Annotated in this window: 14 protein-coding genes; 6 read left to right on the forward strand and 8 right to left on the reverse strand. The window is 50.1% G+C overall.

What is annotated here, in order from left to right:
- Nucleotides 1-162 precede the first annotated feature (162 nt).
- The 3 genes from ACORNT_RS13185 to fliP are packed head-to-tail and all read left to right on the forward strand — an operon-like array spanning nucleotide 163 to nucleotide 1,576.
- A complete protein-coding gene (locus ACORNT_RS13185) occupies nucleotides 163-495 on the forward strand; it encodes an EscU/YscU/HrcU family type III secretion system export apparatus switch protein (RefSeq protein WP_321391656.1) in 333 nt (110 codons plus the stop codon).
- Nucleotides 495-806: a flagellar biosynthetic protein FliO gene (locus ACORNT_RS13190; RefSeq protein ID WP_321391659.1), complete on the forward strand. Its 312-nt coding sequence runs from the start codon at nucleotides 495-497 to the stop codon at nucleotides 804-806. Before ACORNT_RS13185 ends, ACORNT_RS13190 begins: the two co-directional genes overlap by 1 nt.
- Nucleotides 803-1,576 (forward strand): flagellar type III secretion system pore protein FliP, encoded by a 774-nt coding sequence (gene fliP, locus ACORNT_RS13195; protein WP_321391662.1) that lies wholly within the window; start codon nucleotides 803-805, stop codon nucleotides 1,574-1,576. The genes ACORNT_RS13190 and fliP overlap by 4 nt, the downstream gene beginning before the upstream one ends.
- Nucleotides 1,577-1,586: 10 nt before the next feature.
- Here the strand turns inward: fliP and ACORNT_RS13200 are convergent, their stop codons facing one another.
- The 8 genes from ACORNT_RS13200 to ACORNT_RS13235 form a co-directional block, all read right to left on the reverse strand.
- Nucleotides 1,587-4,517 (reverse strand): hypothetical protein, encoded by a 2,931-nt coding sequence (locus ACORNT_RS13200; protein ID WP_321391665.1) that lies wholly within the window; start codon nucleotides 4,515-4,517, stop codon nucleotides 1,587-1,589.
- Nucleotides 4,518-4,531: 14 nt separating this feature from the next.
- Nucleotides 4,532-5,239, reverse strand: a complete 708-nt coding sequence (locus ACORNT_RS13205; RefSeq protein WP_321391668.1) for an OmpA/MotB family protein — start codon at nucleotides 5,237-5,239, stop codon at nucleotides 4,532-4,534.
- A complete protein-coding gene (locus ACORNT_RS13210) occupies nucleotides 5,236-5,982 on the reverse strand; it encodes a hypothetical protein (RefSeq protein ID WP_321391670.1) in 747 nt (248 codons plus the stop codon). The genes ACORNT_RS13205 and ACORNT_RS13210 overlap by 4 nt, the downstream gene beginning before the upstream one ends.
- A gap of 87 nt (nucleotides 5,983-6,069) precedes the next feature.
- The gene (locus ACORNT_RS13215) at nucleotides 6,070-6,711 is read right to left on the reverse strand and encodes a protein phosphatase CheZ (protein WP_321391673.1); all 642 of its coding nucleotides are present in this window, start codon (nucleotides 6,709-6,711) and stop codon (nucleotides 6,070-6,072) included.
- Between the two features lie 113 nt (nucleotides 6,712-6,824).
- A complete protein-coding gene (locus ACORNT_RS13220) occupies nucleotides 6,825-7,511 on the reverse strand; it encodes a MotE family protein (RefSeq protein WP_321391676.1) in 687 nt (228 codons plus the stop codon).
- A gap of 43 nt (nucleotides 7,512-7,554) precedes the next feature.
- On the reverse strand, nucleotides 7,555-7,965 hold the full coding sequence (locus ACORNT_RS13225; RefSeq protein WP_321391679.1) for a DUF6468 domain-containing protein: 411 nt from the start codon (nucleotides 7,963-7,965) through the stop codon (nucleotides 7,555-7,557).
- Nucleotides 7,962-9,059, reverse strand: a complete 1,098-nt coding sequence (gene fliM, locus ACORNT_RS13230) for a flagellar motor switch protein FliM (protein WP_321391682.1) — start codon at nucleotides 9,057-9,059, stop codon at nucleotides 7,962-7,964. The genes ACORNT_RS13225 and fliM overlap by 4 nt, the downstream gene beginning before the upstream one ends.
- Nucleotides 9,060-9,064: 5 nt before the next feature.
- Nucleotides 9,065-9,604 carry a flagellar basal body-associated FliL family protein gene (locus tag ACORNT_RS13235; RefSeq protein ID WP_321391685.1) on the reverse strand — a complete coding sequence of 180 codons (540 nt, stop codon included), beginning with the start codon at nucleotides 9,602-9,604 and terminating at the stop codon, nucleotides 9,065-9,067.
- 336 nt (nucleotides 9,605-9,940) lie between these two features.
- Here ACORNT_RS13235 and ACORNT_RS13240 point away from each other — a divergent pair, with 336 nt between their 5' ends.
- From ACORNT_RS13240 to flgA, 3 genes are read left to right on the forward strand one after another with little or no spacing between them, the layout of a single operon-like run.
- Nucleotides 9,941-10,687, forward strand: a complete 747-nt coding sequence (locus tag ACORNT_RS13240; RefSeq protein WP_321391688.1) for a flagellar hook basal-body protein — start codon at nucleotides 9,941-9,943, stop codon at nucleotides 10,685-10,687.
- A gap of 26 nt (nucleotides 10,688-10,713) precedes the next feature.
- The gene (gene flgG / locus ACORNT_RS13245) at nucleotides 10,714-11,499 is read left to right on the forward strand and encodes a flagellar basal-body rod protein FlgG (protein ID WP_321391689.1); all 786 of its coding nucleotides are present in this window, start codon (nucleotides 10,714-10,716) and stop codon (nucleotides 11,497-11,499) included.
- Between the two features lie 10 nt (nucleotides 11,500-11,509).
- Nucleotides 11,510-12,481 carry a flagellar basal body P-ring formation chaperone FlgA gene (gene flgA / locus ACORNT_RS13250; protein ID WP_321391691.1) on the forward strand — a complete coding sequence of 324 codons (972 nt, stop codon included), beginning with the start codon at nucleotides 11,510-11,512 and terminating at the stop codon, nucleotides 12,479-12,481.
- Nucleotide 12,482 lies beyond the last annotated feature (1 nt).

The raw sequence follows: 12,482 nt of genomic DNA on the forward strand, positions 1-12,482 counted from the left end.
TCTCCTGCCCGGACAATAAGCTAATATCCAAAAAACCAGAACTGGAGTAACTGACCGCAACCTGTTTCATGGTTAACAATAAGGGCTGTTATTTTTTGTAACCTGTGCTTATTATCCATGAAAATACAAGATCAAAAAACCAGAATCGGAATTTGTCTTCTCATGACAACGGACCAGTCCCCAGAAAAGCAACGTCAAACGGCGGTCGCCCTGAGCCAGGAAGGCGAAAGGCACAATATCCCCAGAATAACAGCCACCGGAAAAGGCGCCAATGCTGAAAAAATTCTGGATCTTGCTTTCGCCAGCGGCGTAAAAGTCAGACAGGACGAAGATCTGGTGACCCTCCTTGGCGTATTTAGCGAAGGCGACCTTATTCCGATGGAAGCGCTGCAAACCGTGACGGAAATCCTCGGATATCTCTATCAGGAACAGGTTACCCTGGACAAGGAAACATATACCAGGCCAAGGCCGGACGACGGAAGGGACACTATCTGATGGATATTATAAGTTATGTCCAATATCTGATTGCCCTGCTTTTTGTGATTGCCCTGCTTTTCGGTCTGGCCTACCTCGCCAAACGCATGGGGTTGTCTGCACGAGTGACCATTAACTCCCCCAAAGCCGGCAGCAGGCGGCTAAATGTCGTGGAAATTCTTCCCATTGATACAAAACGAAAACTGATCCTGGTCCGGCGAGACAAGACAGAACATCTTCTTATGCTTGGCACGGAACGCGATCTTGTTATAGAACAGAATATTCCTGCACCGGACGCAGACAAACAGACCAGGGAACAAACAGGGGCATGACCGCAATCCACAATTACAAAAGAACTTCGGCTGTCATATTCTGCATCGGCCTGTTTGCTGTTTTATTTTTTTCAATGCCGGCCGAGGCGCAGGAATTCAACCTGAACCTTGGTGAGGAAGGCAGCCTTTCCGGCCGGGTCATACAGCTGATTCTGTTGATGACTGTTCTCAGTCTGGCGCCTGCAATCCTGGTGGTTGTAACGTCCTTTACCAGGATCATCATTGTCTTTTCCCTGCTCCGTAGCGCCATGGGCACCCAGCAGAGCCCGCCAAATGTTGTCCTGATCAGTCTTGCCCTGTTCCTTACCGGATTTATCATGGCTCCAACCATCAAGGATGCCTATGAACAGGGGCTTAGTCCCCTGATTGAGCAACAAATTACCGAAGCCGAGGCCTTTGACCTGACCATTAAGCCATTTCACACCTTCATGATGCGCCATGTGAGGGAAAAAGACCTGCTGCTTTTCCTTGATTTATCCAATACTGAACAACCGTCGGATACTTCTGCGACCCCGCTTCAGATCCTGGTTCCGGCATTTATGATCAGCGAACTGCGGCGGGCTTTTGAAATCGGCTTTCTGATATTTGTGCCGTTTATCGTGATTGACCTGATTGTCGCGTCCATCCTGATGTCCATGGGTATGATGATGCTGCCGCCGGTCATGATCTCCCTGCCCTTCAAGTTAATATTTTTTGTCCTGGTGGATGGCTGGCACCTGATTGCCGGCAGCCTGATTCAAAGTTTCAATACAGGCATACCTGGCGGCTAGGGTTTTCTGCCTAGTTTGTATTGCTGGCGAACTCATCGCGATAGGCATCCATGAAGGTCTCCAGACGGTCCACACTGGCAATACTCTGTGTCAAACGCCTGATATCATCCCCTGTCTTCTGCTGCTGGGCTGTGATAACCTCAAAAGCATCAGCATATTTGCCATTGCGCATGTGATCCATGTACCGTTCGCGCACCCGGGTCAAGCCATTACCATCTTCGGCCAGGGACAGGGCAACAGCAAGCCTCAGCACCGTCAGACGTTCCTCCAGCGTCAGCGTCTGGTTCGACTGCCACCGGTCTCCAAGCTGCAGATTGCTGTGTGAAATGACCTGGTTCCAGTTTTCCGATTTCCAGTAGATATCCGACTTAAGCTGCTCCACTTCCGGTCCCTGATAGGCAGATAACATGACTTCGGCTTCTTCATAACTGCCGAGTTCAATCAGGGCGCGGACCTCAATCAGACGGCGACGGCGCTCAATGTCTTCCGGTGTCTGGGCCTGCCGGGTATAACGGAGAATTTTCAGAGCCTCGTTAGGCTTGTTGTCCAGAATATAAATCATCGCAAGCCGGCTTGCCACGTCCGCCTGGGCGATTCCTTTCAGCCGGTGCTTGATCTGATGGTCGAGAATTTCAGCGGCCTTGTCAAGAAGGTCCACCGAAACCAGACGATCTGCCAGACGGCGAGTCATCAGGTCGCCATCCGATCCCAGTGGCGTCAGTTCGCGATAGTCATTGTAAAGCGCCACAGCCCGTATCGGGGCCAGCCGCTCGGCTCCCCCATCCAGGAACAGTTCCCGGTAGATAGAGGACATTGTTTTCGTCAATTCCCGGGTTTTATTGTTATTCCTGAAGTAAGTCGCTGCCTGCCGCAGAGTTTCCAGACCGGTACGATATTCATTCTGTTGCACATATAGTTCGCCCAGACGGGAAAGCAATTCAAGTTCAAAGTCATCACCGCGCCAGGAAAATCTCAGTTTTTCCAGCCGATCAATGCCTTCCGCAGGTTCAATTTTTTTGCTTTCCAGTTCTGAATTGACCAAAGCCAGCTTCGCCCATGCGCTGGTTTTACGGACCCCTGCCTTGATAACCTTGTCATACTCTCCCTCGGCTTTTTCAAGGTTCCCTGCTGATTCTGTAATTTTAGCCTGCCAGTAATCCAGTTCTGTCATTTGCTCAACGGACAGAGGATATTTACGCAGAATTTTCATCTGGTCGCTCATGAACTCCAGATCACCCTTGCGGTATGATGCGCGGATAGCCGACAATAAAAATCGCGCCCGGTCCTTCGGCTCATGAAGGGAAAGAATATCGGAGCCTTTTTTATAGTCAGCCAAAACCTTGTCATCGTTCCCGAGGGCCTCGTTGGCGACCGAACGCCAGAGATACGCATCAAGTTCTGTCGCCAGTCCCTTGTGAGTCAGGAGCCGAACAGCCTTATCATTACGCCTCAACAAAATATTTGTTACACCAAGAACAGCTCGATATTCGGGACTTTCCATCAGTTCGGGTTCCTGCTCCCGCATCAATTCCAGAATGCCGTACGCGTCGGCCGCAAATCCATTCCCTACATAAAAACGGGCAAGATCCCAGCGGGCCTGGTTTCTTTCATCATCCGTTACCTGGGAAAGTGTGTAGAGCAACTCGCGACGGTTTTTGTTGAAATCGGCATGCCGGTCTGGCCCTGCGCGCCATTTGCTGAGGTTGATCAGCCTGACATCTTCGGCAGTCTGATCGCCACCAGCCTGATCGTCTTTTTCCATTACAAACTGGCTGGACAACCGGCTTCGCGACATGGAAAGCCCCTCTTCCGAAGAGATACCAACGCCATTTCTATAGCGCGCGATATCCAGTTGATCAGAATAAAGCTCCACTGCCACACCCTGCGCCGTCTCAAGCACCCGGAACTCCGGATATTCACGTCGTTTGATAACCCCCTGAGAAGATTCCTTGGCAGGAACAATAAACAACCGGTCCCCGACAATTGGATCCTCGACAGTAAACAAGGCCCCTACCCCTTCGAACGAAAAGAAGAAGTTTTCGCCGTTGCCACTGCCTCTTTGCTGTCCGACATCGATGGGAAGCATCGCAACAGAATAGTTCTGTTTCAGAGCTACCGTCCAGGTTTTGTCTTCCTTGGAGGCCTTGACAAAATATCCCGGCGCCACTTCGTACAGAAAAATCGTCGCTTTTTCATGAGGAATTTTGCGAAAGTTGCTTATGGTGCCATCAGTCCAGCCAGAGAGTGCCGACTGATCGATAACAGCCTTTCCTTCAAACACCACCCACAGGACACTGTGGCGAATAAAGACAGCAGCCTTAACCTCCCTGTCCCAGGGAAAGGTCAGAACAGGCAGGTCTTGCGTGCCGGAAACGCGCAGGGCAAAATCCGCATTTGCCTTGGCGGTCGCCATCACTTCGCTGTCCGGTTTCAGGTCCAGGACGGTCTCTTCAGTTCCCTGGTGAACCATGTCGGCGGTTCTTTCTGTCCTGTTTACTTCCTCCTGGTGTATTTCCTCCTGCGCCTGAGGCGCCACTTCCAGAACATCGATAACAACTTTGGTCCCGGACAGAAAGTGCCTGAGCCTTCCGGGTTCCCGCAGATCCATCGTAACAAGCAGCTTGCCGTCTTCGATGCTGTAGGTCGGATTCTCGAAAAACCTGGCCGGCTCGGCTGGCAATAGACCAAAGTCCGGCTCAGCCTGTTTATCAAATGTGATGCGAAGCTTGTTTCCAACAATTGCTGTGGAATATTCTGTCGTATCCTCCCAGTCAAAGACCACCCGACTGAATGAGGGATGGTCACCATTTCTGACCAATACCCGGTCCTGGCCGTAGACAGACTGGCATAGTCCCAAAACGAGGAGCGACAGGATGCAAAAACTCCGCAGCGCCGTCAGGCGCTGACCAAAAATTCCATATTTCTTTTCGCCGCTGTACATCTGCCTTGTTATCTCTATTTCTTTTCTTCTTTGTAAATCATTACATCCACGCGACGCGCCAGGACAAAACGATTATCCAGATCTATGGCCTCATCCATCTCCTTAAATCTGGATGAACCGTTGCCATAGGCTTCAATCGGGTTCGCATAACCGGACTTTTCAATCATTTTCGATACCGTAAGGGCTCTGACAAGGGAAAGCTCCCAGTTACTCGGATATCTGGCGCCGCTGGTCGGCTCCAGGTCCGTATGCCCCACAACCACGATCTTGTTGGAAATATCCCGCAAGGCGTCTCCAAGTTCTATCAGGGCCTGATAGGCATCCTTGCCCAGTTCCGAACTGCCCTGCTCGAAAATCATATCGGCCGGCAGGGAAATCGCCAGCCGGTCGTCAAGGACAGTGATGCTGCTCCTCTGCAGAATTGGATCATACTGAAGCTTGTCCTCAAAAATACCTTTGAGATAAACAAGACTGAGCGCAGGCTCTTTATAAACAAGCGCCGTTTCAACCTTTTCCCAGTCAGTATCATCCACCTTGGCACGTTCCGGATTGAGCTGTTCGCTGAGCGCTTCCACAACAGCCTTCCATTTGGACACCTGCACGGAATTCATGGAAAACATAAGCACAAAAAACGTCAGAAGCAGCGCCAGGAGATCGGCGAAAATAATCATCCAGCTGTCGGCCACCGTTTTGCGGCTTTGCTTCAGGGCAGGTTCGCTCATTGCTCACCCCCTTCCTGTTCTTCCCGCTCCCGGGTCGGCATATCCTTAAAACCGGACAGACTCTGTCGTGAACTAATTCTCTCACGGTTGTAGAATGTAACGGTGATCAGGGCATCGTCATTTCTTGCAACACCAATCGATATCTGGTTTCCGGAAATCCCCATATCTTCCAGCTTCGCGACAATGGCGCCTGCCCTGAGAATATTCACATCCTTCCAGTATTGCGGTCCTTCAGGCAGTGCCTTTCCGGTACTGACGAGAAATTCTATTTCCCTTTTCTCACTTTTGCGCCCGCCCTTGAGGAAGGAGGACAGTTGATTGAGAAACTCCTGCTGATCCTGCCGGAACTGTGCCGTTCCTCGTTCGAACAGGTCATTGGCAGCAAATTTTACAGAAATAATATGCCCGCCCTTGCTCGGAAATTTTCCATCAAACCCGACCAGAGAGGCGAAAACGCCCTGAATCTGATCATAGAACTCGTCGTTGGGTGTCACGGAATCTGCGCTGGAGGTGACATCAATGAAGTCTGCATCAGGCTCAAAAGGATTCTTGAAGGCCCGGGTCACGCTTTCGGTGGCGGCGGCAACCCGATTCTCTTCCTGGTTGGAAATGGAATTCATAACCATAAAGAAAGCCAGCACAATCAGATACAGGGATACGAAAACTCCTGTCGTCTGGTCTGATGCCGGCTTTTTTTCCCCGTTTTCCTCGGGATCACTCAGGTTATAACTATTCATTTCCATATTTTGACTGCCAACCTATTGTTCAGGCTATGTTATTCGGTCCGTTAACCATAACTTCCGCTAGCCTAAACAAAAATCGCGCCACAATCAATCAAAGCTGGCCAGCAGTGCGTCAATGGAATCCTGATCATTTGCTTCGTGCTCAAACTGAGGTCCGTGCAGAAGCTCCTGGGCATTCATTTCCTCAGGCGCTTTGTTGATCTCTTCATCCACGGATACTTCATTATCGCCGATTGCTTTAGCCAGTTCCGAAAGTTTCTCTTCAAGGTGCTTCAATGTATTGACCACCTTGGTAACCCGTTGACCGGTAATGTCCTGGAAGCTGGAAGCCTCGAAAATCTTCGTTGAAATGGCCTCCAGTTTTTCCGCCATCTCTCCTTCGGCTGTCGCCGCAAGGTCACCAAGCTCTTCGGCCGCATCCATGATATTGGACGCTGCCTCTTCTGTCGCGCTGACGACTGCATCGAGCTGATCTGATGCTTCTGGAATTTTGTTTTCACTGAGGTCTTTTGGCCTGATCTGACTAATATCGCTCTTGGCCTTGTCAATGAACTGCAGAAGTTCACGTAATTCATCCTGAAAATGAATTTCCACCAGAGCCAGATCACCATCAATCGTTCCCATGACCTCACCAACGATCATGGACACATCATCCACCGGGACCTGATTACCGAATTTTTCTCGGATATGGACAATCCTGTCCTCAAGCGCAACGATATTCGAACCCATAACTTTTTCCTTGAATTATAGCTGAAATTTCAAGATTTAATATTACGGGCAAGCATAATAAAGAGTTGTTAATGGCGGGTTAACCCTGGACCAATAATTCTCATAAGCTATTGTTATCCCTCAATATCGGGAAGCTGCTTACGGGTGGCAAGCTCGACGGTTAATTCTTTGGCGGTCTGGGAAGACATGTTTGCCAATATTGGCGCCACTTTCTTTTCGTTCATTTTCTCAATGATATTGATCAGAATATCCATATCCAGGCTGTCAAAAATTCTTGCGGCATCCTTGGGTTTCATGGCTGTGTAGGTTTTAACAAGGCTTTCCAGCTGAGCCTGTTCACGTTCATCATGAATCTTCAGCAATTCCTGTATCTGGGCCTCGATTTTCTTCAGTGAGGCAATTTTCTGGTCAATCCTGTTTTCCGTCGCCTCCAGAAGTTTCTCCCGCATGTCCATCTCGCCGGCCCTTTGCTCAAGGATTTCGCGACGTTCGGAAAGCTCCTGCAACAGCTGGACCTCGGATCGGCTCCAGCCTGCAACATAGGCGTCGTCATCCTCATCAATGCTTTCTTCGGATGAGGCATTTTCGTCCGTGCCGGCGGGTTCTTCGTCATGCTGGTCACCTGACCCTGAAACGATATCTGACAGATCACGTGCTGTAGGGTTCTCCATTTCAGCGACAGGTTCCTGGTCATTCAGGGCAAAGGCCTTTTCCACACCAATGGCAAAGTCATAGGCCTTGACGCCAAAAAACAGAATCATCACCAGGATTAATACCGGTAAAAATCTGATTTTACTCATCGTTCATTCCTATCTCTTGCTGTCATTGTCAGTCGCGTGGCGATCAACGGACATTCCTTAAATTTTCCAGAAGTTCTTCCTCAGCCTCTTCAGGTTGCTCTTCATCGACGAGATCATCGGCACCTGTCGGGTCGCTTTCCGGCAAAAGACCTTTTTCAAGCCGGTCTGCCAGATTCGCGCCCACATCGGTAATAACGGACAGTTCGTCGGCCATTTTCCGCGACCTGGTCAACAGTTCCGCCAGTCTCGCTTCTTCATCCCCTATCGAATTCTTCAGCATGGAAATGCTATTCTGCGCCCGGTCTGTCGCTTCACTCAACTGTGCGACAAGCTGCGCCATTTCGTTCTGGGCGCCGCGGAATTTCTTTAACCTGTTATTCAAAACAATGCAGTAGCCAATCAATACGGCCAGAAATATCATCACAACACCGTCAAGAATAAATTCCATACTCATCTGTCAGCCTCCTGCAGCTTGCGATGAATCTGGTCAATCTTGACGGCGACATAGCGCCCCATCCGGCCGATCTTGCCCCTCATCATGGGAATACCGGAACATTTGATCTCGATATCGCCGTCGGGCACCGCATTCAACATCAACGTCTGACCAACCTCAAGACCAAGCACCTCTCCAAGCGTCATCTGCTGTTCATCCAGGACCGCTTCAAGCGAGACATCCGTCATCATAAGCTCTGTAGCCAGATGGGTTTCCCAGATAGAGTCGCGACCGAATTTTTCCCCCATATAACGCTGCAGGAGAAGTTCACGAACCGGCTCAACCGTGGCGTAGGGCAGGACAAGCTCCATACGTCCGCCCCGGTCTTCCATATCGGCACGCATCTTGATCAGAAGCGCCGCGTTACTGGGTTGCGCAATACTTGCAAAGCGGGGATTGGTTTCCAGCCGATCGAGGACAAATTTAACCGGGCTCAGCGGCTCAAAGGCAGAACATAAATCCTGCAGCATAACCCGCAGCATCTGTTCCACCAGGGTATGCTCAATCGTGGTATAGGGGCGACCCTCGATACGCATCGGCGCTGTACCCCGGCGACCGCCAAGCAGCGCATCCACGACAGAATAAATCAGGTTACTGTCGATCGTGATCAGGCCGTAGTTGTCCCATTCCTTGGCTTTGAATACGGCAAGCATGGCCGGAAGGGGGATGCTGTTCAGATAATCGCCAAACCTGATCGACGTCATATTGTCGATGGAAACCTCAAAGTTGTCGGACGTAAAGTTTCGCAACGATGTCGACATCATCCGAACATACCGATCGAAAATGATATCAAGCATGGGCAGGCGTTCATAGGCCACAAGGCCGCTGTTGATCAGCGCCTGAATACCCGACTTGGTGCCTTCACCGCCTTCATCACCGTCAAAACCGAGAAGACTGTCGATTTCATTCTGGTCAAGAACACGGTCAGTGCCCATGGCTGAAGCCATATCGTCTTCACCGTCTTCACCTTCGCCGCCGCCACCGTCTTCGGCAGCCGCCATCGCTTCCCATTCCGCGGCTACGGCATCATCATCAATTTCTTCTTCATCTGACATTCAGGTTATCCATTAATCAGAATCTCTTTGAACAATACATCGTGAACCCGTGTTGGGTATACTGCCTCATTCACCCGGATCAGAAGTTCTTCCTTGAGCCGGAACATGCCCGCCGAACCGTTAAGGTCCTCAACCCGGAGTTCCCGAAGGTATATCTGAAAATTATCAATGACCCGCGGCAGTTTCTGCTGCAGATCTTCCAGTGAACTTTGCTTGTCCACTTCAAGTGCAATGGTAAGTTTAAGATAGCTCGGCTTGCCACCCACAGTACTCAGGTTTACGAGTAAAGGTTCAAGATCCAGAAACAACAGTTCAGTTGGTTCATCCGGGTTCTCCTCATGGAGCTCGGCCTGTTCAGCGCCGTGTTCTCCTTCCGCAACTTCAACCTCGTCTCCCCCGACGAATATAAAGGCCACGCCACCTCCTATCAGCAGAAGCAAAAGGGGCAGAATAACAAATACTACCAGCTTCTTGCCGCTGAATTTCTTTTTCTCGAGGCCGTCAGCCAGATCCTCCAGGTTTTCGCTACCGTTTTCTTCGCTCATAAATCCATATTATCCCAATAGCTTCTGCCAGTTTGCACAAGTTCAACAGCTAAAATTAGAACCTGTTAGTTAATAACTCGTTAGGAATGTACATCATCACCCGGCCAAGCTGTGATTTATGGTTAACATATCAGGCTCTGTGTTCAAATGAAATACGGAACTCGCCGGCATTTTCCTGCAGATCAGGGAAAAGATTGCCCGGCAATCCCTACCTCTTTCGACTAAAATCAACAAAATAAAACATGTAACCCTTTGTTTTTGTTGAACATGAGAGTTTGGCACGGGAAATGCATAACTTTTACCGGGATCATTTGACTGGCCAGAAGGACCACAAAGATGGATACAAATATTTACGTAGCACTTTCGCATCAGGTCGCCATGCGGCGACAGCTGGACATTATTGCCAACAATATTGCGAATATGAACACAACTGCTTTCAAGCGGGAATCAGTCATGTTCAAGGAATATGTTGATGAAATTGACGGCGACATGCCCAAGTCACTAAGACAAGTCGCCTTCGTGCAGGACTATGGCATTTCCCGCAAAATGACAGACGGGAATTATATTACAACGGGCAATCCCTTTGATATTTCCCTGAGTGGAGATGGTCTTTTCAAGGTCAGGCGTGACAACGGTGAAATAGGTTATACCCGGAACGGCCATCTGGCACTTGCTGAGGACGGCACCCTGATTGTCTCCACCGGACAACCCATTCTTGATGCCGATGACAATCCGATCCAGTTTCCAACACCGTCCAATTTCAGCGGCGTCGAAATTGCCAGCGACGGCAACATCTGGTCAAAGGAAAATGGAACCCTTGGAAAGCTCGGTGTCGTAACCTTTGCCGATACCTCCCAGTTGAACAAGATCGGGGACAATCTCTTTGATACTCAACAACAGCCTATTGTAGCCGAAAACTACAAGATTATTCAGGGCGTGGCTGAAAGTTCAAATGTTGAACCAATCGTTGAAGTGACAAAAATGATTGAAGTCAGTCGGGCCTATACTTCCATGGCCAAATTGATGGATGACACCCAGAACGCCCAGAACCAGGCCATTAACCGTCTCACCCGACTGGGTTAGAAACGGCAGAATGTTAGGATAGAAATATGAAAGCACTCAGTATTGCAGCGACTGGCATGTTGGCCCAGCAGTTAAATGTGGAAGTTATTTCCAACAACATTGCCAACATGAATACGACCGGGTTTAAACGGCAGCGCGCCGAATTTCAGGATCTGCTGTATCAGAATATCGAGCGTGTCGGTGCCGCCTCTTCCGACACCGGCACCATTATTCCAAGCGGTATTCAGATTGGTGTCGGCGTGAAGGCCGGCGGCGTTTACCGGATCACTGAACAGGGTGAACTGGTCAATACCAATACCCCCCTGGATCTGGCCATTAACGGTTCCGGTTACTTCCGGATTATCCTGCCAACCGGCGAGGATGCATTTACCCGGGCAGGTTCATTCCAGCTCAGCCCGACCGGCGAGTTGGTTTCACCTGAAGGGTACACAGTGGCGCCCGGCATCACCATCCCCCAGGAGGCAACTGACATTTCCATTAACGAACAGGGCGAAGTATCAGTCAAGCTGGACGGACAGGTCAATCCACAGATTGTCGGTCAGTTTGAGTTGGTCACCTTCCCCAACCCGGCCGGCCTTGAAGCTGTCGGGCAGAACCTGTTCCTTGAAACACCGGCCTCAGGCGCCCAGACCGTCGGCAGCCCCAGCACTGACGGATATGGCTCCATCGTCCAGGGCTTTCTGGAAACAGCCAACGTGAACTCAGTGGCCGAAATTACATCGCTGATTACGGCGCAACGGGCCTATGAAATGAATTCAAAAGTGATCAGTACCGCTGACGAAATGATGAGTGTCACTTCCAACCTGCGGTAAAGGACTTAGCATGCTGAAAATAAAATATGTCATTGCCATCGTTATATGCTTCCTGTTCTGGCTATCCGGCGGACAACTTACCATAGCCGGTATTGCTGATCTGAAAAGAGAAGCCCGGGTGGAAAGCGAAATTGTCACTTTGGGAGATCTGTTCGAGAATCTTGATGACATGCACGACCTGTGGGTGATGGACGCCCCTGCCCCAGGTAAAAAGGCCTATATTTCCGCTTCTTACCTGGCTCAGTTAACCCGACAACACGGTGTTTACTGGCGTAACAGCCGCGCCGTTAAACAGGTTGCGGTTTACCGTGCCGGCCAACAAATCGACAGGGAAGAGCTCATTGCATTGCTGAGTGAAGAATCCAGCCAATATATAAGTGACGGCAGGGAACGCCACATAAGCCTTTATGGAGCGAACCAGAATATTATCGTTCCACTGCAATCCGGCGCAGAGGATCTGGAAATCGCCAAATTCGACCTGGATCGGAAAAGCGGAAAGTTCACAGCAACCATAAACTACCCGGTTGGTGCGGGAAATCGCCAGTCAACTGCGATCAGCGGAAAACTTACAGAAGTTGCCTATATTCCGGCACTGAGAAAATCCATTATTCCGGGCACAATTATCGAGGAACAGAATATCAAATGGATTCCCGTTCCTCTGTATGGTGTCGGAAAAAACATTACCCGCAGTCAGGACCAGCTTCTCGGCATGACCGTCCGGCGCCCGATGAAATCAGATACACCGGTTCGGCTCTCCGATCTGAAGAGACCCGAGATTATTCATCGAGGAAAATTGGTCAATATCACCTATGAAACGTCGAAAATGACACTGACAGTCATTGGCAAGGCTATGGAAAACGGTGGTACTGGCGATGTCATCCGGGTGATGAATGCAAACTCTCTAAAAACTATGGAAGCCCTGGTGACGGGCCCTGGTGAAGTGCAGGTAATTTCCGCCGGCATGAGCCTGGCTGCAAACTAGG

It is taken from the genome of Emcibacter sp. (assembly GCF_963675455.1).
In the GTDB taxonomy this organism is placed as follows: Bacteria; Pseudomonadota; Alphaproteobacteria; order Sphingomonadales; family Emcibacteraceae; genus Emcibacter.

Coding starts and splice junctions, on each gene's coding strand:
- ACORNT_RS13185 (WP_321391656.1), top strand. CDS start 163: ATGACAACGGACCAGTCCCCAGAAAAGCAACGTCAAACGGCGGTCGCC.
- ACORNT_RS13210 (WP_321391670.1), bottom strand. CDS start 5,982: ATGGAAATGAATAGTTATAACCTGAGTGATCCCGAGGAAAACGGGGAA.
- ACORNT_RS13205 (WP_321391668.1), bottom strand. CDS start 5,239: ATGAGCGAACCTGCCCTGAAGCAAAGCCGCAAAACGGTGGCCGACAGC.
- ACORNT_RS13240 (WP_321391688.1), top strand. CDS start 9,941: ATGGATACAAATATTTACGTAGCACTTTCGCATCAGGTCGCCATGCGG.
- ACORNT_RS13200 (WP_321391665.1), bottom strand. CDS start 4,517: ATGTACAGCGGCGAAAAGAAATATGGAATTTTTGGTCAGCGCCTGACG.
- fliM (WP_321391682.1), bottom strand. CDS start 9,059: ATGTCAGATGAAGAAGAAATTGATGATGATGCCGTAGCCGCGGAATGG.
- flgA (WP_321391691.1), top strand. CDS start 11,510: ATGCTGAAAATAAAATATGTCATTGCCATCGTTATATGCTTCCTGTTC.
- ACORNT_RS13215 (WP_321391673.1), bottom strand. CDS start 6,711: ATGGGTTCGAATATCGTTGCGCTTGAGGACAGGATTGTCCATATCCGA.
- flgG (WP_321391689.1), top strand. CDS start 10,714: ATGAAAGCACTCAGTATTGCAGCGACTGGCATGTTGGCCCAGCAGTTA.
- fliP (WP_321391662.1), top strand. CDS start 803: ATGACCGCAATCCACAATTACAAAAGAACTTCGGCTGTCATATTCTGC.
- ACORNT_RS13220 (WP_321391676.1), bottom strand. CDS start 7,511: ATGAGTAAAATCAGATTTTTACCGGTATTAATCCTGGTGATGATTCTG.
- ACORNT_RS13225 (WP_321391679.1), bottom strand. CDS start 7,965: ATGAGTATGGAATTTATTCTTGACGGTGTTGTGATGATATTTCTGGCC.
- ACORNT_RS13190 (WP_321391659.1), top strand. CDS start 495: ATGGATATTATAAGTTATGTCCAATATCTGATTGCCCTGCTTTTTGTG.
- ACORNT_RS13235 (WP_321391685.1), bottom strand. CDS start 9,604: ATGAGCGAAGAAAACGGTAGCGAAAACCTGGAGGATCTGGCTGACGGC.